We start from the raw sequence: 20,631 nt of genomic DNA on the forward strand, positions 1-20,631 counted from the left end.
AAGGCATGCGATGAAACGTCTCACCCGGGCTTCTTCTCCTGCATCTCAGGGCGTCTGGTTTTTGCCGTCCGCTGTGATCTTCACCGGGTTGGTGTTTACGGGCATCGCGCAGGCACAACCCACCCCGCTCAAATACCAGCTGACGGGCGACATCGGCGGCGCCATGTATGGCACGCAAAGCGTGATTCGCAGCAAGAGCAACGATACCGCCTTGCTGCCCTATGCCTATGCGGACTATGGCCGTTTCTTTGCGCGTGTCGACACGCTGGGCATCAAAACCGCAAGGATGGGCTACGGCTACCTGGAGTTTTCCGGCCGTATCAGCCAGGACGGCTGGCGCGCCGATACCGCCGCGCTGTCGGGACTCAAGGACCGCAAGCGGCCGATTCCGCTGGGCATAGGGACCTTTCAGGAGACGCCATACGGCGGTTTTTTCGTGAACGCGTTTGTGGACGCCAACAAGTCGCACGGTGCATTGCTGGAAGCCACTTACGCGGCGGAGTTCAAGGTCGGCAGCTGGTCGTTCTTTCCGCAGGTGGGGCTGGAGCATGCCAGCGCCAAATACAACAACTACCTCTACGGCGTGACCTTGGCCGAGTCGGCCGCCAGCGGGTTTTCAACCTACAACGCCGGCGCCTCGACAGCGCCCACGTTGGGCCTGGGGGTCGATGTGCCGCTCGGTGACCCCTGGGTGTTGACGATGCAGCTGCGCCGCAAGTGGCTGGGGTCTTCGGTTCAGGGCAGTCCCCTGGTCAGCCGCCGGACGCAGGACACCGGGTTTATCGCCGTGTCGTACCGCTTCCGCTAGAGCGGCTTGCCTCAGGCCAAGCCGCTCTAGCGGACGTTACTACGAATTGGCCACCACTTATCATGAGTGGATGGGGACCGGCGACTACGGAGTGGCGCTCGCGCACTGTATGGCCCTGATTGTCCCTGGCTGCGGCATTGATCCAGTTGTTTGCCGATGAGCGCCAGCTGAGGCGACGCAGCCTACCATCAGCTGACCCCGAGTTCCCTCCCTTTACGTAAACAAGGACATATCAATGACTTCAGCAGGCACCGGTTTCAAAAATGTGGGCAAGCGTTATGGTGATGCCATCGACCCATTTCTCAAGGCGTCTCTGAGGCGGGGCGTTTGATGACCCGGCAAGCCCAGCTCAGCGGCCCGAGGACCGACGCACTCATTTTTGACATGGACGGCACCATGGTCGACTCCATGCCGTGGCATGCCAGGTCGTGGGGTGAGTTCGCCAGGCGGCACGGCATTGAGATGGCGCTCGACGACATCCTCAGGCGTACTACCGGGCGCACCTGCGTGGAGTGCATGAACGTATTGTTCCAGCGGGACATTGAAATTTCCGAGGCACTGCTGCTGGTGGCTGAAAAAGAAGGTCTTTATCGAGAAATGTTCGCGCCGGTGTTCGCCGAGGTTGCGGGCTTCAAGGCGTTTGCCGCGTTGGCCAAGGCGCAGGGGCTGAAAGTGGGTGTGGGAACCGCCGGTGACCAGCACAACATCGCATTTGTCATGGCCGGGCTTGCCATGGCGTCTCCGCCTCATGCCGTTGTGGGCGGCGACGAAGGCCTGCCCGGCAAACCCGAACCCGCCATATTCCTGGAAGCGGCGCGCCGCATGGGGAAGGCCGCAGACGCCTGCATCGTCTTTGAAGATGCGCCCTTTGGCATAGAGGCCGCGCGCCGCGCTGGTATGCGGGCCGTGGCAATCTGCACCAGCCACAGCGCCGAAGAGCTCTCGGGGCCGCACGTGATAGCCAGCGTGCGCGACTACAACGAACTCATTGACAGCAACTTTTTGGGAAAAATTTCTGTGCCCGCCGTGTGATGAGCAGGAGCTCCCTAGGGAAAATTCCTGGCTGTCAACGGCTTATCCTGGCTCCTCTCAGGTAGCCCATTCGCTGGCAGAGCTGAGGGGGTTTCTATACCGCGCTGCGGTGCCGGGCAATGCAGGTGTCCAGCACCTCGCCTGTTTCGCGCTGCCACCAGTTGTTGGCGGAAAAGATCTCCACCTCGCTGTAACCCGCGAACCCTTGCGCTTCCATCCAGCCGCGGATTTTCGGGATGTCGATCACACCGTCGCCCATCATGCCGCGGTCGTTCAGCAAATCGGCCGTGGGTGTCAGCCAGTCACAGGCGTGGAAGGCGAGCAGGCGTTCCTTGCCTGCCCGTTCGATTTGCGGCTGCAGCTTCGGGTCCCACCACACGTGGTACACGTCTACTGCCACACCGAGTGCGCCACTTTTTGAGGGGTCAAGGGCATCGCAGACGTCGAGCGCGTGCTCCATGGTGTTGATGCAGGCGCGGTCTGCCGCATACATGGGGTGCAGCGGCTCGATGGCCAGTGGCATGTTGCAGCTTCTGGCGTACTCGAGCAATTGGGCAATGCCGTCGGTGACCTGGCTGCGCGACAGCGCCAGGTCTTTGTGTGCGGCCTTGCCGGCCAGCGCGCCGGGCAAACCGCCCACCACCAGCACCAGGCAAGCGGCCTTGAGTTCGCAGGCTTCATCGACGGCGCGGCGGTTGTCGTCGTGGGCAGCCTGCAGGCCGGAAGCATCGGCTGCGGGGAACATGCCGCCGCGGCAGTAGCCGGAGAGTTCAATCCCGTGGGTTTTGACGAGTTTCGAAACAGCGGGCAGGCCGGCGGCCGCGACCTGGTCGCGCCACGGCGAAATCGCCTTGATGCCGCGCTGCACGCAGGCTTCGATGATAGTGGTCAACGGCTGCTCGACGCCGCGGCTTTTGCGCACGGTCGCGGTGTTGATGGAGAGCCAGCGGTGGTCTTGGGAAAAATTACGCATGCGGTCAAGGTAGGGGTGTAGTTTTAGCGAAGTCAGTTGGACGGTGGCGTGGTTTTCTGCCGGCGCAGTTCGCGGATGATGGCCGCGTTGTCGAGCTCGCCGTCGCCGGCGGTGATAGCTGCGCGCATCAGCGCTGCATGGGCTTCGGATAATGGCAGTTTCTGGCCTTCGGCCGCGGCACTGTCAATCATCAGCTTGACGTCCTTGAGGTGCTGGTGAATGCGCGACTGCGGCGTAAAGTCCCCGTCCACCATCATCCGGCCCTTGGCCTCCGCCGCGCCTGACGTGGCCGGGCTGGCCAGCACCAGCGCCAGGAACTGTTCGGGGGGAATGCCCATGTTTTCGGCGAAGACCATGCCTTCAGCCAGCGCCGCCCGGTTCAGGCCCAGCACCAGGTTGGTGGCCAGCTTGGCCTTGGCACCCATGCCGGCGCCGCCGACGTGGATGCGTTTGTCTGAAATGGTGGCCAGAACGGATTCGCATGCCTGCAATGCCCCGGCCTCGCCACCCAGCAGCAGAGTGGCTTCACCGGCGGCTATCTGCTGGCTGGAGCCCGAGAGCGGCGCTTCGATGAAGTTGATGCCGCGTGCTGCGAGCCGCGCGGCCAGGGCCGCGAGTTCGTGAGGTGTGCCGGTGGAGCAGTCGATGATGCTGCGAACGCCGAAGACGGACAGCAGGCCGCCCGGTCCTTCGACCACCTTGAGCACATCATCGGTATTGAAGACCGCCAGCACCATGCAGGAAGCCGCATTGGCAACTTCGGCCAGGGAGCCGGCAGCGCGGCCGCCTTGGGCGGTGAGGGCCGCGCGGGCTTCTTCGCGCAGGTCGAACCCGGTGACCTGGAAGCCGGCGGCCGTCAGGCGCTGCGCCAGCGCGGTACCGACCAGGCCCAGGCCGACAATGCCGACAGCGTTTGCGGCCATGCCTTCACGCCGCAAGCGACGCGCCTCCGCAGATCTGGATCTCCTGGCCGGTGATGGCCGCGGCGTCGGGCGACAGCAGGAAGGTGACCAGCGCGGCAATCTCTCGCGGTTGAATCAACCGGCCTAGCGGCGGCAGCTTCGGCGGGACCGTCGTTCGCGCCGGGTCGGCAAGCATGGCTGTTTCGGTGGCGGCCGGGGACACCACATTGACGGTGACACCCGAAGCCACGGTTTCAGCAGCCCAGCTGCGCGCCAGCGCCACCAGCGCGGCTTTGGTGGCCGCGTACTGGCTGCGGCCTGCCATGCCGCGTGCCACGCGGCTTCCGACCAACACCACGCGGCCTGCGCCCGCCTGCGCCATGGCGGGCACCACGAGGTTGGCGATGCGCGTGACAGCATCCACGTGGAGCTGCCACATCAGCGCCGAGTCTTCACCGGAAAGCGCACCAAGCGGGCCCACGCGCAGCACGCCGGCGGCGTGGATGAGCGCTTGTACCCCGCCCGCTGAACGCACGGCACGCTCTGTGGCTTCGGCGTTGCACAGGTTGACTTCGGTTGATGAGAACGCCGGGTGCACGATGCGTGCAGGCGCCAGGTCCAGGCCGACGACGTCCCACCCCTGGTCAAGCAGCGCTTGTGCAATGGCCAGGCCGATGCCCGAACTGCTGCCGGTGACAAGTGCGCGTTTCACATCTTCAGTGGCCATGGTTGTGCATGTTACTCAACACGGATATTCCCGTCAGTGATGATCTTCTGCGAGCGCGCCATGTCGCTGCTCTGGAATTTGGCGAAGTCCTCGGGCGTGCCGGGTGTCAGCACCAGGCCTTGCTGGAGGAGTTTCTCGCGCATGTCGCTGGCCAGCGCCTTGTTGGTTTCGGCGTTGAGTTTGTGCGTGATGTCTGCCGGCAATTTTGCCGGGCCCCAGAGGCCGTACCAGCTGTAAAACTCGTAGCCGGGAATCGTCTCTGCCACGGTCGGCACATCAGGCAGGTTGGGCACACGCTTGTCGCCGGTGATGGCAACGACGCGCAACAGGCCGCTCTTGTGGTACTGCAACGAGCCGAGGATGGGGTCGATAAAGCCGTCGATCTGGCCGCCGATCAAATCCTGGAACGCCGGCGCCGTGCCCTTGTAGGGCACCACGGTGTATTCGATGCCGCCGGCGCGCTTGAGCAATTCGGTTGACAGGTGGCCGGCCGAACCAATGGAGCCGACCGCAAACGTCATCTTGCCGGGATTGGCCTTGGCGTGGGCAATCAGCGACTTCACGTCAGTGATCGGCAGGTTCTTGTTGATGGCAATCGACAAGGGCGCCTTGGCAACGAGCGAGACGGGCGTGAAGTCTTTCACCACACCGTAGGGCACGGACTTCATGGTCATGGGTGCGGTGGTGAAAGTGGAGGCATTGAAGAGCAGGGTATAGCCGTCCGCAGCCGCCTGCGCGACCACATGCGCGCCGATGGTGCCGTTGCCGCCCGCACGGTTTTCCACCACGAAGGGCTGGCCCATCTGCTCGCCGAGCTTCTGCGCCAGCTGCCGGCCCACCGCGTCCAGCGTGCCGCCGGGCGGAAAGGGGATGATGACCTTGACCGGGCGGCTGGGATAAGCCTGCGCCGCGGCGCCGAAGGCGGCGGCTGCGAGGGCTGTGGCCAGGGTGGCCTTGAGGAAAGTGCGTGTCTTCATGGTTGTCTCCAGGTGAATTTATTTATGAACGATCTGACAGGAATATCGCGACGGTTTTTTCAAGCAGGCGCCGCGGAACCGGCTTTGCCGGGCCGCCAGCGCCGCCCCCTTGAGGGGGGAGGCCGCTACACGCAGTGAGTCGGCAACGGGGGGGAACCATTACATGCCGTGTAGCGCCAGCAGTGTCTTCATGCGCTGTGTCGCGAGATCGGGGTGCTCGAGCAGGTTGGCCGCATCGGCCAGGCGAAACAGCTCGGCAAAATGCTGCAGCGAACGTGTGCTCTGCTGCCCGCCGACCATGGTGAAGTGCTTCTGGTGGCCGTTGAGCCAGGCCATGAAGACCACGCCGGTTTTGTAAAAACGCGTGGGCGCGGCAAAAATGTGGCGCGACAGCGGCACGGTGGGGCCGAGGATGGCATGGAATTTTTCGACATTGCCTTGCGCGAGTTCGCCTAGCGCGGCGCTCGCGGCCGGTGCGATGGCGTCGAAGATGCCCAGCAGGGCATCGCTTTGTCCGTGTATGGCTTCCTTGCCGAAACCGTCGCCGGCAATCAGCTCGGCGTAGTTGAAGTCGTCGCCGGTGTACATGCGAACGCCCGCTGGCAGGCGCCGGCGCATGGCGATTTCCTTGTCCTTGTCGAGCAGCGAAATCTTGATGCCGTCAACCTTGTCGGGATGGGCGTTGATGATGCCGAGCGCCGTGTTCATGGCTTTCTCAACATCGCTGCTGCCCCAGTAGCCCGCCAGCGCCGGGTCGAACATGTCGCCCAGCCAGTGCAGCACCACGGGTTGCCTGGCCTGGCTCAGGATACGGTCGTAGACGCGTTCATAGTCTGCGGGGCTTTTGGCGACGCGGGCCAGCGCGCGGCTGGCCATCACGATGAGTTTGCCGCCGAGTTTTTCAATCGCAGCCATCTGCTCTTCGTAACCGGCGATGACTTCATCGATGGTTTTGACGTTCTCCAGCACCAGGTGGTCGGTGCCGCAACCGGAAGCGACCAGCGCGCCCGGCACGTCCTTGGCGGCGTCGAGTGAGCGGCGGATCAGCTCCAGAGAAGTCGGCCAGTCCAGACCCATGCCGCGCTGCGCCGTGTCCATGGCTTCGGCCACACCCAGGCCCAGCGACCACAGGTGGCGGCGGTAGGCGATGGTCGTGTCCCAGTCGATCGCGCAGTTGACCCAGGGATCCACTGCGGCCAACGGGTCGGCCACCACGTGAGCTGCCGAATAGGCGATGCGGTTGAATTTGATACCCGGTGCCGGCTTCACCGGTGTGCTGCCTTGCAACGTGTAAGGCCGCAGGCCGCCCACGGCGACAGGCAGCGAAAGGGTTAAAGCCATGAATCTACCTTTTTTGTATGAAAAATTTGCCTCTAGCCCTTATCTGACGGGCGCGAGCAGCTATTAAATTTGTAGCGCCGGCACGTCCACCCAGCGGCGCTCTTTCCAGCTTTCGAGTGCGGCTTCGACCAGCTGCACGCCTTTGGCGCCTTCGGGCAGTGTCCATTTGTAGGGCTCGTTTTCCACCACGTGGCGGATGAAGTGTTCCCACTGGATCTTGAAACCGTTGTCGTAGGTCTGGGTGTCCGGCACTTCCTGCCACTGGTCAGAGAAATTCATCGTCTGCTTCTCGTCCGGGTTCCAGACCGGGCGTGGCGTGTTGACGCGCGACTGGGCCTTGCAGGAGGAGAGGCCGGCAACGGCTGAGCCGTGCGTGCCGTCGACGTGGAAGGTGACCAGGTCTTCGCGGTTCACGCGGGTCGCCCAGGACATGTTCATCTGCGCGATCACCGGCTCGCCGCTGTGGCCGACCAGTTCGGCCGTGGCGTAGGCCGCGTCGTCGGCGGTGGCCTTGTAGGGCTTGCCGACTTCGTCCCAGCGCTCGGGAATGTGGGTGGCGCCTATGCAGGAGATGGACTTGACCTCGCCGAACAGGTTGTCCAGCACGTAGCGCCAGTGGCACATCATGTCCAGGATCATGCCGCCGCCGTCTTCGGTGCGGTAGTTCCAGCTCGGGCGCTGGATGGGCTGCAGGTCGCCTTCGAACACCCAGTAACCGAACTCAAGCCGCACCGAGAGCATCTTGCCGAAGAAGCCTGCGCGGCGCAGCATGTCGAGCTTGCGCAGGCCGGGCAGGAAAAGCTTGTCTTGCACGGCGCCGTGTTTGAGCCCGGACTTTTCAGCCAGGCGCGCAATTTCCACGGCTTCGTTGAGGTTGGTGGCAATCGGCTTTTCGCAGTAGACATGTTTGCCGGAGCGGATGGCCTTGGCCAGCAGGGTGGGGCGCATCTGCGTGGTGCCGGCGTCGAAGAAGATGGTGTCGTCCTTGTTCTTCAGCGCCTCGTCGAGGTCGGTGCCCCAACGCGCGAGGCCATGGGCTTTGGCCAGGGCTTCAATCTTTTCGGCGTTGCGGCCGATCAGGATCGGGTCGGGCATCACCTTGTCACCGTTGGAGAGCGTAACGCCGCCCTGCTTGCGGATCGCGACGATGGAGCGGATCAGATGCTGGTTCATGCCCATGCGTCCGGTGACGCCGTGCATGATGAGTCCTAGTCGTTGAGTAGCCATGAGGTCCTTTGAGGAGGTGAAAAATGCGGCGGCCTCACCTTGGTCCGGCCAGGGGTATGAGAGGGAGGGACGCTGCGGGAAACTAGGCGGGTGTTATTGAATGGGCTGCAGGCCGGCGGCCTTGACCAGCACGGCATTGCTCTTGATCTCGTCCTTGATATAGGCGTCGAACTGCTCGGGCGAGAGTGTCCAGGCGTCGGCGCCAAGGGCGGCGAAGCGTTCCTTGACTTCGGGCGTGTTCAGGGCTTTGATCACTTCGTCGTGCAGGCGGTTGACGATGTCGCGCGGCGTTTTGCCAGGGGCCATCATGCCGATCCAGAAGTTGAACTCCGAGCCAGGAACGCCGGCTTCTGCCGTGGTGGGAACCTGGGGCAGGGCGCTGGCGCGTTTGGGCGAACCGACCGCGAGAGCCACGAGCTGGCCGTTCTTGATCTGGCCGATGACAGGTGCGATCGGCGAGAAGTAGTAGTCGACGCGGCCGGACATGACTTCAGTCACGGCTTCGCCGGATCCCTTGAAGGGGATGTTGGTGGCTTCGATTTTTGCGGCGAGCTTGAACTTCTCGGCGTTGAGGTGGGTGGCACTGCCCTGGCCTGCCGAGGCAAAGTTCATGCTGCCGGGTTTGGCGCGCGCCGCGGCCAGCAGTTCCTGCAGCGTCTTGATGTTCTTCGAGGGCGACATCACCAGCACATTGGGCGTGCTCGAAATCGGCGTCACACCCGTGAAGTCGCCTACGGTGTCGAAAGGCAGCTTGGCGAAGGTCGAGGGGCTGACCGTGTGCGAGGACGAGTGGATCATGACGGTATAGCCGTCCGGCGCGGCCGTGGCCACGGCCTGCTGGCCGATGGTGCCGCTGGCGCCGCCGCGGTTGTCGATCACCAGTGTCTGGCCCATGCTTTGGCTCATCTTGTCGGTGATGGCGCGGGCAATGATGTCGGTGGTGCTGCCTGCGGCAAAAGGCACGATGACACGGATGGGCTTGTTGGGGTAAGCGCCCTGGGCGCCTGCCACCAGGGGTGACAGCGCGGCCAGGCAGGTGAGGCAGGCCAGCGAGGCGCGACGTGTGAATTTCATGTGCTTTGTCTCCTGAAAGGGGTCATTGAAGGACTGCGAAAGACCTGTGCATGCCGCCGGTGTTGTTGGGGTACCGGGATGCAGTTTACTCGTAATTCACCATTAAGTGAATTACGAATTGTAAAAATGGCCTCGTCGCTGCGTCAATGACCGCTCAGGATCAGTTTCTAAGGACATACCCTAGGATGACCTCGCACATGTGTGAGAGCCGCTCGTGGCGGGCTTTGGGCGTCATGAGGTCACGCCCGAAAATGGCCGACAGCGTGTGGTTGTTCGACAGGTAGAAGTACGACATCCCGGCGATGGATACGTAAAGCTGCACCGGGTCGATACCGCCGCGAAACAGCCCGTCGGCGCGCCCGCGTTCGAGGATTTCCGCCAGCGTCTGAACCAGGGGTGAGTTCATTTCCTGCACGCGGCTGGACATGGCCAGATGCCGCCCCTGGTGCAGGTTTTCACTGTTGAGAAGCGTCAAAAACTCGGGGTGGGCAATGTAGTATTCCCAGGTGAATTCCGTCAGGCGGCGGATGGCTTGTGCCGGATCCATGTCGCGCAGATGCAGTTCTGTTTCCGCGGCGCGGATGTCGGCATAGGCGTTTTCCAGCACCGCCAGGAAGAGCTCGTCCTTGCTCTTGAAGTAGTAGTAGATCAGGCGTTTGTTGACGTCGGCGCGTTCGGCAATCCGGTCTACCCGGGCGCCGCCCAGGCCGTGCTGCGCGAACTCGTCGCGGGCTGCCAGCAGGATGGCCAGCTGGGAGCGGTCGGCATCGCGCGAGCGGGGTTCGGCGGGCTTTGTTTTTGGGGTCGGCATGGCGAGAATTTAACTGTTTGGTGAATTAAAGCAAGAATCCGCGGCGATAGCGCCGTTGGATGACACATAGCGGCCAAGGGTACCTCCATAATGAAGCAGGTACCGGCCGTCCGCGCCGGCACCCGTATGCAAAGGAGATGGTCATGAACAATTCAGACACGCCAAAAGACGGTGACTTCGCAAACTGGGTAGACCAGAAGGCCGAGGCGCTCAAATTTGAACTGGGTGAAAAATTCCCGGTGCCGCCGTCCGAACTGCATTCTCCCTCGGTGCATGTGGAGACCGGCCGGCAGAAGCTCGAAGAGGTACTGCTCGAACACGAGGAGCCCACGGAAGAGTTTCTCGAAGAACTCAGGGCCCTTGAAGGAGCGCCACCGCTGAGTGACGAAGAGCTGGCGCGGCAAGCCCTCGCCGCCGGCGGTGGTGACGGCGACGCGGCTACGCCTGAATAATTGTTCCACCCCCGTCCAGGCTCACTGCGTGTAGCCTGTTCCCCCCTCAAGGGGGCGGCGCCTGCGGCCCGGCAAAGCCGGTTCCGCGGCCCCTGCTTGATTGAAGAGCCCCATATTCAGTCGCTGCGCCAGTGTCTGTTCCAGCGGCACAATAGGCTTCATGAATTCCCAACTCGCCGGCCACCTTCTCGTCGATTGCCTTCTGGCCCAGGGCGTTACCCATGCGTTTGGCGTTCCCGGCGAAAGCTACCTGGCGGTGCTTGACGGCCTGCATGCGCGTCAGGACAAGATTCAGTTCGTCACTTGCCGGCAAGAGGGCGGCGCGGCCTTCATGGCCGAGGCGCACGGCAAGCTGACAGGGCGGCCGGGCGTGTGCATGGTCACGCGCGGGCCGGGCGCCACCAATGCGTCCATCGGCGTGCACACGGCCTTCCAGGATTCAACCCCCATGGTGCTGCTGGTGGGGGACGTGGCCAGCGACTGCCGCGACCGTGAAGCCTTCCAGGAGGTGGACTACGCCAGTTTCTTTGGGCCCAGCACCAAGGGCTTTGCCAAGAGGGTGGAGCGCATTGATGAGGCCGACCGCATCCCCGAATATGTGGCGCGTGCCTTCGCTACCGCCATGAACGGCCGGCCTGGCCCCGTGGTGCTGGTCTTGCCTGAAGACATGCTGACGCGCATGACGGCCGCGCAGCCGCTGCCGCGTGTTGAGGCCGTGCAGGCCTGGAGCGACCCGGGCTCGCTGCGTACGCTGCGCGAGATGTTGCTCAAGTCCGAGCGCCCGCTCGTCATCGCCGGCGGCGGCGGCTGGACGCCGCAGTCGGCGCAGGCGTTGCAGCGCTTTGCCGAAAACTGGAAGCTGCCGGTGGGCAATGCCTTTCGCTTTCAGGACACCTTTGACAACCACCATCCGCTGTATGCGGGCGACGTGGGCATCGGCCTGAACCCGAAGCTGGCCGCGCGCGTGAAGGCCAGCGACCTCATCATCGCCATCGGGCCGCGCCTGGGTGAAATGACGACCGGTACCTACACGCTGCTGGAGGCGCCCCGGCCCAAGCAAAAGCTGGTGCATATCCATTCGAGCGCCGAGGAGCTCAACCGCGTCTACCAGGCCGATCTGGCCATCAATGCCACCATGAACGCGGCTGCGCGATCGCTGGAGGTCCTCACGGCGCCGGTGTCTGTGGCCTGGGAAGCCTGGACGCTATCCGCGAACGAGGACTACCTGGAAAACCTGAAGCCGACACCTTCCGCCAACCTGCCGGGTGATATCGACATGCCGGCCATCGTCGGCCTGCTGCAAAAGCATCTGCCGGCGGATGCAGTGCTGACCAACGGCGCCGGCAACTTTGCCAGCTGGGTGCATCGCTTCTTTCAGCATCACGGTCTCGTCAAAGGCCACAAGACGCAGCTGGCGCCTACCGTGGGCGCGATGGGCTATGGCGTGCCGGCCGGTATTGCTGCGGCCATCACGACCGGACGGGTGGCTTTCACCATCGCGGGTGACGGCGACTTTTTGATGAACGGCCAGGAGCTGGCCACTGCCGTGCAGCACGGCGCCAAAAGCATCATCGTGCTGCTCAACAACGGCATGTACGGCACGATCCGAATGCACCAGGAGCGGGAGTATCCAACACATCAAAGTGGCTCAAGCCTGAACAACCCGGATTTTTCGGCGCTGGCGCGTGCCTACGGTTACGCCGGCGTGCGCATCACGTGCACCGCGGAGTTTGAGGCGGAATTGCTTGCGGCGCTGGCTCGCAAGGAGGGCACGGTGATTGAGGTCACGCTGGATCCGGAAGTCATCACCACACGCGGCACCTTGTCGACGATTACGCAAAACGCGCTCGCCAAGGCGCCGTAATCATTGCAGCAACGCGGCCCGCTGCCGGATAGCTACTGGCCTGCGTACTGGTCCGCGGCGACGATTTTGGGGTCGAACTTCAAGCCGGCCAGTTCCTCGATCTCCGCGATGGCGGCCTGGTTGCGTTCGAAGGCCGGCATGTCTATCGACTCATAGGTGTCGCCGAACTGCCTGATCGGTTTTTCCTGACTGAAGACGAAACCATAGGCCAGCAGCTTCGCGCCGCGTTTTTGCGATTCGGGCACGACCACAACCTTCCAGAATTTTTTGGGGATTTTGACCTTGCCGGTTCCCCAGTTTTTGGACTCGAAGAATTCAGTGAGCACCGGCCCCGCGAACAGCACGGCGCGCCCGCCCGACTCCTGAACCTGGTCGGTGAGCAGGCGCTCAAACTGGCCCCAGATACCAACCACCCCGCCTTCATAGACGCGCTGGCCGCTGCGGTCATTGGGGTTCTCCTGGTTGAAGGCCTCATGCTGCGGCGTGCAGTTGGGCCAGTGGTAGCTGTCGGCGTTCGCAAATTCGGTTTCGTCTGCGTCGGCGCCCCAGCAGTTGTCTTCGCGGCGGACAATGTGCCCGCGGTCAATCCGTTTGGCCGGGCCGTAGACGTCCTTGTTGAGCAACTGGTATTCCAGCGGCAGCCGCGGGTCTTCTCGCCAGTTTTCCCCTCCGAAATCCGCCCGCTTGCGCGGGTCGGTCCGCGATTTGGGGCGGTAGTCGTAGTTCGAGGCGGTCCACAGGCACATGCGTGTCGGCTTGTGCATCACGAGGGAGAAGTGGTGGTAGTCAAGCGGTAGGGGATCGGCCGGCGCCAGGTGGCTTGTCTTCACTGCGGGCACGTCGTCCACACCGGCATTGAATTCCTCATAATCGGCAACCGAATAGAGGGCACCATCCCATCGCGACTGGGCCACAGGGGCTGGAACCTCCTGGCCGAGGAATTTCGGGTTGTATCCCTTGCGGCCCGCGTAGTCCTCGTCGAAAACCAGGGACTTTTCCTGAAAGGCGGTGAAGAGGCCATCCGCCGAAGGCGCACCGGAACCATCAGGCAAACGAACTTGCGCGGGCGCCGCGGGTGCAGGCACCGACACGGGCGCAGCGGCGGCAGGCACGCCGGGCTGAAGCGCCTGCCCGCCATAGACGTGCAGGGTGACAGGCCCCGAGAAATTGAAGGTGTTGCCGCCGCCGGCCCGTGAGGCGAGAGGTAAGAGGGATGACGAGGCGGTGCCGGCCGGCACGCTCTCTGTGCCGGTGAGCGGGTCTGCCGTCGTCGCCAGCAATTGCCGGGCGATCATGCGCATGGATTCTGGAATCGACATGGATTTAAGCCTTTCAACGATGAAACTGACGCGCGCGCCCTCATTGGCGATCCACTGGATGTCGTCGTCGCTTTGCGACTCCGGGTCCCAGGGGGCGCCCCGTTTGTCCAGGATCCGGCCGTCCCGCATCGCCGGCACGCCGCAGTGGTGCAGCGCCACCAGTTCCCAGTCGGTGTTGTAGACCGGGGAGCCGGAGGAGCCCGGCCGCGTGTCCGTCTCATAGTGAAGAAAGCCAGTGGGCAGGATGTCCATCAACTTGTTGTCGCTGATGGCGAAGGCCCGCGGCCCGCCGGCGGGGTGCTGGATGATATTGACCGGAGCGCCCGTCAACACCTTGCCCGTTGCCTCGATCAGCCGCGTCCAGCCGCATGAGGCAATCTGGTCGCTCTCGCGGCTGCGGGGCTGCACCGCCACGATGGTGAAGTCGAGGTCCGGGTCGGTAACAAAGAAACGGTCTGGATCGAAGTCGTAGTACTTGCCGTTGTTGATGCCGTACTCATCGCGCACGTAGAAAAAATTCGCCGCGTGGCCGTCAACGTCGATCTTCGAAGGAAACACGTGATGATTCGTCAGTAGCAGGTCGAACCCGATCAGCAGGCCCGTGGCCACGCCGATGGGCGTATGGCCGGCGCTGCGCTGCTGGACGATGCGGGCCACGGGTTTCGCAGCGTCCGAGGCCTGGACGCTGGGTGCGTATTCCACGGGATTCCACGCGCCAATGACACGCTCGGGGAAAAGGGGAAAGCCGCCCGCGGCCCTGGTCAATTGGCGGGCTGTCCATTCCGCTTGGCGCTTGGGTGTGTCGGCGGCGCCCGGGCCCTGGTTCCGGATTTTTTCAAGGCCGGTTTCGCGCTGCTTCATGCGCTCTTCCCAACGCCGGGCCGCATCCGTCAGGATGCCCTGTTGCCTCGTCTTGACCGCTCCGAGTGTCAGTCCCATTTCTTGTTCCTTCGCCGGCCTTCGGCCTGCAGAATTCGGGGAAATGGATATTCCTCCATTCCACGGAAAAATGCACCCTCCAGTCGGAGGAGACTTCACAAGCCGGGTTAGTGCAGACCTGTAAAGACGTACAGCGGCTCGCGAAAAACAAGGCGCCACAATGAAAAAACCCTCCTTGAAGAGGGAGGGTTTTGAATGGAGGCGGCTTTATGGCAAAGCCGCTTCAAGCCATGAAGGATTACTCCTTGATGTCCACAGCGTAGAAGTTGTGGCGACCGAACGGGCTGTTCTTGTAGCCGATCACGCTCTTGCGAATGGGCTTGAGCTGCACCGCGTGGGCGATGGTGAACCAGGGAGCCTGTTCCTTGAAGATGACCTGGGCCTGCTGGTAGAGCTTGATGCGCTCCGCAGGATTGGTCACGGTCTTGGCTTTCAGGACCAGGTCTTCATAAGGCTGGTAGCAGAACTTGGCGATGTTGGAACCGCTGGCGGACTGGGCCGAAGCGCAGCCGAGCAGGGTGTACATGAAGTTGTCAGGATCGCCGTTGTCGCCGGTCCAGCCCAGCATGCCCATCTGGTGTTCGCCAGCCTGCAGGCGCTTGCGATACTCGCCCCATTCGAAGCTCTTGATCTCGGCGGTTACGCCGACCTTGACCAGGTCAGCCTGCATCAACTCGGCAATGCGCTTGGCGTTCGGGTTGTACGGGCGCTGCACAGGCATGGCCCATAGGTCGGTGGTGAATCCGTTGGGGAAGCCGGCCTGGGCCAGCAATTTCTTGGCAGCTTCGGGGTTGTATTCGTCATCCTTGATGGCGTTGTTGTACGCGGCCATGGTCGGCGGGATCGGGTTCTTGGCGGCGACGCCGGTGCTCAGGTACACACCGTCGACAATGGCTTTCTTGTTGATGGCCATGTTGATGGCCTTGCGCACGCGCACGTCGTCAAACGGCTTCTTGGTCGTGTTGTAGGCGAGGTAGCCCACGTTCAGGCCAGCCTGCTCGACGATCGTCACGTTCGCGTCCTTGCGGATCGCGTCCAGGTCGGCGGGGTTGGGGTAGGGCATGACGTGGCATTCGTTCTTCTGCAGCTTGGCCCAGCGGACCGAAGCGTCAGGCGTGATCGAGTACACGAGGTCGTCGATCTTGGCCTTGCCACCCCAATATTGCGGGAAGGCCTTGTAGCGGATGACCGCGTCTTTCTGGTACTGCACCAGATAGAAGGGGCCGGTGCCGACCGGGTCCTGGTCGATTTTTTCAGGCGTGCCGGCCTTGAGCATGGCGTCGGCGTATTCCTTGGACTGCACGGCAGCGTAAGGCATGGCCAGGTTGGCGAGGAAAGGCGCTTCAGGCTTGTCCAGCGTGATCTTGATGGTGAGGTCGTTGACTTTTTCGACCGATTTCAGCAGCTTGGGCATGCCCATGTCGCTGAAGTAGGAGTGGTTGGGGCTGGTGACCTTGAAGAAGGCGTTGTCTTCTTTCCACTGGCGTTCGAACATGAACAGCACGTCGTCGGCGTTGAAGTCGCGCGTTGGCTTGAAGGCCTTGTTGCTGGCATGCCATTTCACGCCCTTGCGCAGGTGGAAGGTGTAGGTCAGGCCGTCGGCGGAAATGTCCCATTTTTCGGCCAGGCCGGGAACGACCTTGGTGCCGCCGTATTCGAATTCGACGAGGCGGTTGTAGACGGGTTCGTTGGCATCAAACGACGTACCCGTGGTGTTGACACCGGGGTAGAAGTTTTCGGGGCTGCCTTCAGAGCAGAACACCAGCGTCTTCGCGGAGACGGGTGAAAGTGCCAGCAGCGCTGGCAGGGCGACAGCGCACAGCAATGCGCGCTGGACCGGGCGCAACTTGCTTGCGCGGGGGCTTGCACTTGGTTTGGTCTGAATCATGGACGATCCCTTTGGAGGTTAATGCTGCTTTTGCAGCGGGGCTTGCGGCCAGATTGCACAACATTTGTGACGTTGTGCGCCCTGGTCATTGAAAAACGTGGCCTGAAACCGGTGCTTGAGCGCATGGTTTCAGGTCACGCAGTGAGAAAGTTTTCAGCATAGTGGCACGCAACCTGCCGCTCTGCAACTTCACGCAGCTGCGGCCTTTCGGCGCGGCAACGGTCGGTGACGTGGGGGCAGCGGGTGGAAAACACGCAACCGGTGGGCGGGTTCAGCGGCGAGGGCAGCTCGCCCTTGAGGACGATGCGCTGTTTGACGCCGGTGCCGGCCAAGCCGGGTGTGGAGGCCAGCAGGGCCTGGGTGTAGGGGTGCAGGGGCCGGTTAAACAGGGCATTTTTCTCGCCTTGTTCAACGGCGTGGCCCAGGTACATCACCAACACGTCGTGGGCGATGTGGCGCACCACACCCAGGTCGTGCGAGATGAACAGATAGGCGAGACCCATGGACTGCTGCAGGTCGGCCAGCAGGTTGAGCACCTGGGCCTGAATGGAGACGTCCAGCGCCGAAACGGGCTCGTCGGCCACTACCACGGTGGGGTTGAGCATCAGCGCACGCGCGATCGCAATGCGCTGGCGCTGGCCGCCTGAAAACATGTGGGGATAGCGGTCATAGTGCTCTGGGCGCAGGCCCACCATGGCCAGCATGGCGCGTGCCTTTTCGGCGCGCTCCGCAGCGTTCAGGGTGGTGTTGATTTCAAGCGGCGCTTCAAGGATGGCGCCGATTTTCTTGCGCGGGTTGAGTGAGCCGTAGGGGTTCTGGAACACCAGCTGCACGGCCTTGCGCAGGCCCTGGCGCTCTTCCTGTCCACCGTTCACCGCGTCGATGCCGGTGATGCGCAATTCGCCGCCGGTGGGGGTTTCGATCAGCGAGACCATGCGGGCCAGCGTGGATTTGCCGCAGCCCGATTCGCCGACAACGGCTAGCGTCTTGCCGGCGTGGACCGAGAAGGAAACGCCGCCGACGGCCTGCAGATGGTCGGACTTGCGCATGAAACCGCGGCGGATTTCATAGACCTGCTTGAGGTTTTTGGCTTCGACGACAGGGCCTGACGGCACAGCATTGGGGGTGATGGCGACGGTGCTCATTGCGCGGCCTCCATCACCGGGGTGTCGCGTTCGATGTTGGCCTCGCGGCTGGGATCACCCAGCGGGTAGTGGCAGCGCACCATGCCGTCTTTCCAGGCGCGCAGCAGTGGACGCTCGTTGCGGGAATGTTCGGTGGCATAGGCGCAGCGCGGGGCGAACAGGCAGCCAGCCGGGCGATCGTAAAGGCCGGGCACCATGCCGGGAATGGTCGCCAGGCGGGAGCTGCCGTCGCTGCGCTCAGGCAGGGCCGACAGCAGGGCTTCGGTGTAGGGGTGCTGGGGCGTGTTGAAGAGGGCGTGTGCGCTTTGCTCTTCCATGATCTGGCCGGCGTACATCACCGCGATGCGCTGCGCCATTTCGGACACCACGCCCATGTTGTGTGTGATCAGCACCAGGGCCATGCCGCGCTCCTTTTGCAGGCTGCGCAGCAGGTCCAGGATTTGCGCCTGGATGGTCACGTCGAGCGCCGTGGTGGGTTCGTCGGCGATCAGCAGGCGCGGGTTGCAGGCAATCGCCATGGCAATCATCACGCGCTGGTTCATGCCGCCCGATAGTTGGTGCGGATAGGCCTTCAGGCGGCTTTCGGGTGAATTGATGCCGACCTGCTCAAGCAGTTCGATGGCCTTGCGTGTGGCGGCCTTTTTATCCATGCCCAGGTGCAGACGCAGGGTTTCGGTGATCTGGAAGCCGACGGTGAAGCAGGGGTTCAGGCTGGTCGTGGGCTCCTGGAAGATCATCGCCACATCTTTGCCGATGAGCTTGTTGCGCTCGCCTTGCGAGAGCTTGAGTAGGTCGTGGCCGGCAAACCGCAGTTTGTCGGCTTTCACGCGGCCGGGGTAGGCCACCAGGCCCATCAAGGCCATCATGGTGACGCTTTTGCCGGAGCCGGACTCGCCCACGATGCCGAGGACTTCGCCTTCTTCCAGAGACAGGCTGATGCCGTCAACGGCGTGCATCACGCCGTTTTGTGAGGGAAATTCAACAGAAAGATTTTCGATTTCAAGAAGGGCCATGGTTAGGTCCTTTCACAGTGAGGAAATTTGGACAACAAGCTGCTTTTGGCGGCGGTCCAAGGGTATGGCCAGTGGCCGCGCGGAACCGGCTTTGCCGGGCCGCAGTGGCCGCCCCCTGGAAGGGGGGGAGGCGGCTACACGAAGTGAGTCCGCAACGGGGGTCATCGTTTTAACTTCGGGTCGAACGCGTCGCGCAGTCCGTCGCCGAGCAAATTGAAGGCCAGCACAGTGATCAAAATGGCGAGGCCGGGGAAGGTGACCACCCACCAGGCGCGCAAGACAAATTCGCGGGCATCGGCCAGCATGGTGCCCCATTCGGGTGAGGGCGGCTGGGCGCCCAGACCAAGGAAGCCCAGGGCGGCGGCGTCGAGAATGGCGGTCGAGACACCCAGCGAGGCTTGCACGATCAGCGGTGCCGTGCAGTTGGGCAGGATTTCGCTGAACATCAGGCGGATGCGGCTGGCGCCGCTCATGCGCGCGGCCGTCACATAGTCGCGCGAAGTCTCGGCGATCACGGCGGCGCGCGTGATGCGCACGTAGTGCGGCAGCACGACGATGGCCACGGCCAGCATGGCGTTCATCAGGCCGGGGCCGAGGATGGCTACGATGACGATGGCCAGCAGCAGGCTGGGCAGCGTCAGGATGATGTCCATGAGGCGCATCACGGCGATCTCGAAGATGCCGCGGAAAAAGCCTGCCAGCAGGCCCAGCACCGTGCCGACGACCACCGACAGTGCCACCACGGCCAGGCCGATGACCAGCGACAGGCGGGCGCCGTACATCAACCTGGTCAGGATGTCCCGGCCGATGGCGTCGGTGCCCAGGGGGTAAGTCCATGACCCGCCGGTTTGCCAGGCTGGGGGTTTGAGGAACACCGCATTGTTGGTGATATTGGGCGCGTGCGGCGCCAGCAGCGGCGCGAACAGCGCGATCAGCAACACGCCAATGACAATGACGAGGCCGATCACGGCGCCGTTGTTGGCGCTGAAGTAGTTCCAGAACTCGCGCAGAGGGTGCGGTGGCGCCGGGGGCGTGCCCGGTTTCGGGGTGGCGGATTTCAAGGTGGCCGTGCTCATCGCTGGTGCCTGATGCGTGGGTTAATGATGCCGTAGGTGATGTCCACCAGCAGGTTGACGGCCATGACGATGGCGCCCAGCAGCAAAATGCCGCCCTGCAGCACGGGGTAGTCGCGGCGGCTGATGGCTTCGATCAACCACTTGCCGACGCCTGGCCAGGAAAAGATGGTTTCAGTGAGGATGGCGCCCGTGAACAGCACGCCGACCTGCAGGCCGATCACGGTGACCACCGGGATCAGCGCGTTGCGCAGTGCATGCAGGGCCACCACGCGCAGGTTGGAAAGGCCTTTGGCGCGCGCGGTGCGGATGTAGTCTTCGCCCAGCACCTCCAGCATGGCCGAGCGCGTCATGCGTGCGATCACCGCCAGCGGGTTGGTGCCCAGCACGATCATGGGCAATATCAGGTGGGAAGCGGCCGACCAGAACGCGCCCTTGTCGTCTGACAGCAGCGAGTCGATCAGCAGAAAGCCGGTGGTGGGCTCAATGAAGTACTGCACCGACAGCCGGCCCGACACGGGTGTCCAGCCGAGCTGCACCGAGAACAGCAGGATCAGCAGCAGCCCCCACCAGAAAATCGGCATGGAATACCCTGTGAGGGACACCCCCATGACGCCGTGGTCGAGTATCGAGTTTCGTTTCACCGCCGCCAGGATGCCGGCGGGGATACCGATCAGCAAGGCAAACAAAATGGCACAGACAGCCAGCTCGATGGTGGCCGGAAACAGCGTGAGGAACTCGCGCAGCACGGGCTCCTGTGTGATGAGGGACTTGCCGAGGTCGCCCTTGAGCACGCGGACGATGTAGATGCCGTACTGCACCATAACGGGCTTGTCCAGGCCGAATTCCTTGAGCAATTGGGCGTGGCGCACCGGATCGATGCCGCGTTCGCCCGCCATGGTTTCAATCGGGTCTCCCGGCACCATTCGGATCAGGAAGAAGGCCAGCAGCGTCATTCCCAGGAAGGTGGGAATGATCAGGCTCAATCGGGTAAAAATAAAGCGCAACATTATCGCGGGATGCTAAGGCAGGTCTTGGAGCGGGCTGTGGAAAAACCGTCGCGCTG

18 protein-coding genes are annotated in these 20,631 nt (G+C 63.0%); 4 read left to right on the top strand and 14 right to left on the bottom strand.

Going from position 1 to position 20,631, the window contains the following annotated elements; all coding sequences use genetic code 11:
• Nucleotides 1-10: 10 nt before the first annotated feature.
• Together AC1DYQ_RS02995 and AC1DYQ_RS03000 are read left to right on the top strand one after the other, a co-directional pair.
• Nucleotides 11-808 carry a MipA/OmpV family protein gene (locus tag AC1DYQ_RS02995; protein WP_477685505.1) on the top strand — a complete coding sequence of 266 codons (798 nt, stop codon included), beginning with the start codon at nucleotides 11-13 and terminating at the stop codon, nucleotides 806-808.
• Nucleotides 809-1,138: 330 nt separating this feature from the next.
• Complete coding sequence (locus AC1DYQ_RS03000; RefSeq protein WP_477685506.1) at nucleotides 1,139-1,840, top strand: HAD family hydrolase; 702 nt, start codon at nucleotides 1,139-1,141, stop codon at nucleotides 1,838-1,840.
• 94 nt (nucleotides 1,841-1,934) lie between these two features.
• Here the strand turns inward: AC1DYQ_RS03000 and AC1DYQ_RS03005 are convergent, their stop codons facing one another.
• The 8 genes from AC1DYQ_RS03005 to AC1DYQ_RS03040 form a co-directional block, all read right to left on the bottom strand.
• Nucleotides 1,935-2,813 (bottom strand): sugar phosphate isomerase/epimerase family protein, encoded by an 879-nt coding sequence (locus AC1DYQ_RS03005; RefSeq protein ID WP_477685507.1) that lies wholly within the window; start codon nucleotides 2,811-2,813, stop codon nucleotides 1,935-1,937.
• Nucleotides 2,814-2,845: 32 nt separating this feature from the next.
• Nucleotides 2,846-3,736, bottom strand: coding sequence for an NAD(P)-dependent oxidoreductase (locus AC1DYQ_RS03010; RefSeq protein WP_477685508.1), 891 nt, complete (start codon nucleotides 3,734-3,736; stop codon nucleotides 2,846-2,848).
• A 4-nt stretch (nucleotides 3,737-3,740) separates the two neighbouring features.
• Entirely contained in the window at nucleotides 3,741-4,442 is a 702-nt protein-coding gene (locus AC1DYQ_RS03015) for an SDR family NAD(P)-dependent oxidoreductase (protein ID WP_477685509.1), read from the bottom strand.
• Nucleotides 4,443-4,453: 11 nt separating this feature from the next.
• Nucleotides 4,454-5,419, bottom strand: coding sequence for a Bug family tripartite tricarboxylate transporter substrate binding protein (locus AC1DYQ_RS03020; RefSeq protein WP_477685510.1), 966 nt, complete (start codon nucleotides 5,417-5,419; stop codon nucleotides 4,454-4,456).
• Nucleotides 5,420-5,578: 159 nt separating this feature from the next.
• Complete coding sequence (locus tag AC1DYQ_RS03025) at nucleotides 5,579-6,760, bottom strand: dihydrodipicolinate synthase family protein (protein ID WP_477685511.1); 1,182 nt, start codon at nucleotides 6,758-6,760, stop codon at nucleotides 5,579-5,581.
• A 63-nt stretch (nucleotides 6,761-6,823) separates the two neighbouring features.
• Complete coding sequence (locus AC1DYQ_RS03030) at nucleotides 6,824-7,987, bottom strand: Gfo/Idh/MocA family protein (RefSeq protein WP_477685512.1); 1,164 nt, start codon at nucleotides 7,985-7,987, stop codon at nucleotides 6,824-6,826.
• A gap of 93 nt (nucleotides 7,988-8,080) precedes the next feature.
• On the bottom strand, nucleotides 8,081-9,061 hold the full coding sequence (locus AC1DYQ_RS03035; RefSeq protein ID WP_477685513.1) for a Bug family tripartite tricarboxylate transporter substrate binding protein: 981 nt from the start codon (nucleotides 9,059-9,061) through the stop codon (nucleotides 8,081-8,083).
• 160 nt (nucleotides 9,062-9,221) lie between these two features.
• On the bottom strand, nucleotides 9,222-9,872 hold the full coding sequence (locus tag AC1DYQ_RS03040) for a TetR/AcrR family transcriptional regulator (RefSeq protein ID WP_477669175.1): 651 nt from the start codon (nucleotides 9,870-9,872) through the stop codon (nucleotides 9,222-9,224).
• Between the two features lie 143 nt (nucleotides 9,873-10,015).
• Here AC1DYQ_RS03040 and AC1DYQ_RS03045 point away from each other — a divergent pair, with 143 nt between their 5' ends.
• Nucleotides 10,016-10,324 carry a hypothetical protein gene (locus AC1DYQ_RS03045; protein WP_477685514.1) on the top strand — a complete coding sequence of 103 codons (309 nt, stop codon included), beginning with the start codon at nucleotides 10,016-10,018 and terminating at the stop codon, nucleotides 10,322-10,324.
• Nucleotides 10,325-10,484: 160 nt separating this feature from the next.
• A complete protein-coding gene (locus tag AC1DYQ_RS03050) occupies nucleotides 10,485-12,188 on the top strand; it encodes a thiamine pyrophosphate-binding protein (protein WP_477685515.1) in 1,704 nt (567 codons plus the stop codon).
• A 32-nt stretch (nucleotides 12,189-12,220) separates the two neighbouring features.
• On the opposite strand, the gene AC1DYQ_RS03055 is transcribed toward AC1DYQ_RS03050, so the two are convergent.
• The 6 genes from AC1DYQ_RS03055 to AC1DYQ_RS03080 all read right to left on the bottom strand — a co-directional run bounded on the left by AC1DYQ_RS03055 (nucleotide 12,221) and on the right by AC1DYQ_RS03080 (nucleotide 20,575).
• Entirely contained in the window at nucleotides 12,221-14,446 is a 2,226-nt protein-coding gene (locus tag AC1DYQ_RS03055; protein WP_477685516.1) for a DNA/RNA non-specific endonuclease, read from the bottom strand.
• 238 nt (nucleotides 14,447-14,684) lie between these two features.
• A complete protein-coding gene (locus AC1DYQ_RS03060; RefSeq protein ID WP_477685517.1) occupies nucleotides 14,685-16,334 on the bottom strand; it encodes an ABC transporter substrate-binding protein in 1,650 nt (549 codons plus the stop codon).
• A gap of 134 nt (nucleotides 16,335-16,468) precedes the next feature.
• Nucleotides 16,469-17,479 carry a peptide ABC transporter ATP-binding protein gene (locus tag AC1DYQ_RS03065; protein WP_477685518.1) on the bottom strand — a complete coding sequence of 337 codons (1,011 nt, stop codon included), beginning with the start codon at nucleotides 17,477-17,479 and terminating at the stop codon, nucleotides 16,469-16,471.
• Complete coding sequence (locus tag AC1DYQ_RS03070) at nucleotides 17,476-18,492, bottom strand: ABC transporter ATP-binding protein (protein ID WP_477685519.1); 1,017 nt, start codon at nucleotides 18,490-18,492, stop codon at nucleotides 17,476-17,478. Before AC1DYQ_RS03070 ends, AC1DYQ_RS03065 begins: the two co-directional genes overlap by 4 nt.
• Before the next feature lie 161 nt (nucleotides 18,493-18,653).
• Nucleotides 18,654-19,568, bottom strand: a complete 915-nt coding sequence (locus AC1DYQ_RS03075; protein ID WP_477685520.1) for an ABC transporter permease subunit — start codon at nucleotides 19,566-19,568, stop codon at nucleotides 18,654-18,656.
• Nucleotides 19,565-20,575, bottom strand: coding sequence for an ABC transporter permease subunit (locus AC1DYQ_RS03080; RefSeq protein ID WP_477685521.1), 1,011 nt, complete (start codon nucleotides 20,573-20,575; stop codon nucleotides 19,565-19,567). Before AC1DYQ_RS03080 ends, AC1DYQ_RS03075 begins: the two co-directional genes overlap by 4 nt.
• Nucleotides 20,576-20,631: the final 56 nt, after the last annotated feature.

The organism is Polaromonas sp. P1_F4 (assembly GCF_056405675.1).

Excerpts from the sequence above, each read along its gene's own strand:
- AC1DYQ_RS03020 (WP_477685510.1), bottom strand. The coding sequence starts at position 5,419 with ATGAAGACACGCACTTTCCTCAAGGCCACCCTGGCCACAGCCCTCGCA.
- AC1DYQ_RS03045 (WP_477685514.1), top strand. The coding sequence starts at position 10,016 with ATGAACAATTCAGACACGCCAAAAGACGGTGACTTCGCAAACTGGGTA.
- AC1DYQ_RS03005 (WP_477685507.1), bottom strand. The coding sequence starts at position 2,813 with ATGCGTAATTTTTCCCAAGACCACCGCTGGCTCTCCATCAACACCGCG.
- AC1DYQ_RS03000 (WP_477685506.1), top strand. The coding sequence starts at position 1,139 with ATGACCCGGCAAGCCCAGCTCAGCGGCCCGAGGACCGACGCACTCATT.
- AC1DYQ_RS03050 (WP_477685515.1), top strand. The coding sequence starts at position 10,485 with ATGAATTCCCAACTCGCCGGCCACCTTCTCGTCGATTGCCTTCTGGCC.
- AC1DYQ_RS02995 (WP_477685505.1), top strand. The coding sequence starts at position 11 with ATGAAACGTCTCACCCGGGCTTCTTCTCCTGCATCTCAGGGCGTCTGG.
- AC1DYQ_RS03035 (WP_477685513.1), bottom strand. The coding sequence starts at position 9,061 with ATGAAATTCACACGTCGCGCCTCGCTGGCCTGCCTCACCTGCCTGGCC.
- AC1DYQ_RS03080 (WP_477685521.1), bottom strand. The coding sequence starts at position 20,575 with ATGTTGCGCTTTATTTTTACCCGATTGAGCCTGATCATTCCCACCTTC.
- AC1DYQ_RS03010 (WP_477685508.1), bottom strand. The coding sequence starts at position 3,736 with ATGGCCGCAAACGCTGTCGGCATTGTCGGCCTGGGCCTGGTCGGTACC.
- AC1DYQ_RS03060 (WP_477685517.1), bottom strand. The coding sequence starts at position 16,334 with ATGATTCAGACCAAACCAAGTGCAAGCCCCCGCGCAAGCAAGTTGCGC.
- AC1DYQ_RS03075 (WP_477685520.1), bottom strand. The coding sequence starts at position 19,568 with ATGAGCACGGCCACCTTGAAATCCGCCACCCCGAAACCGGGCACGCCC.
- AC1DYQ_RS03025 (WP_477685511.1), bottom strand. The coding sequence starts at position 6,760 with ATGGCTTTAACCCTTTCGCTGCCTGTCGCCGTGGGCGGCCTGCGGCCT.
- AC1DYQ_RS03040 (WP_477669175.1), bottom strand. The coding sequence starts at position 9,872 with ATGCCGACCCCAAAAACAAAGCCCGCCGAACCCCGCTCGCGCGATGCC.
- AC1DYQ_RS03015 (WP_477685509.1), bottom strand. The coding sequence starts at position 4,442 with ATGGCCACTGAAGATGTGAAACGCGCACTTGTCACCGGCAGCAGTTCG.
- AC1DYQ_RS03070 (WP_477685519.1), bottom strand. The coding sequence starts at position 18,492 with ATGGCCCTTCTTGAAATCGAAAATCTTTCTGTTGAATTTCCCTCACAA.
- AC1DYQ_RS03065 (WP_477685518.1), bottom strand. The coding sequence starts at position 17,479 with ATGAGCACCGTCGCCATCACCCCCAATGCTGTGCCGTCAGGCCCTGTC.
- AC1DYQ_RS03030 (WP_477685512.1), bottom strand. The coding sequence starts at position 7,987 with ATGGCTACTCAACGACTAGGACTCATCATGCACGGCGTCACCGGACGC.
- AC1DYQ_RS03055 (WP_477685516.1), bottom strand. The coding sequence starts at position 14,446 with ATGGGACTGACACTCGGAGCGGTCAAGACGAGGCAACAGGGCATCCTG.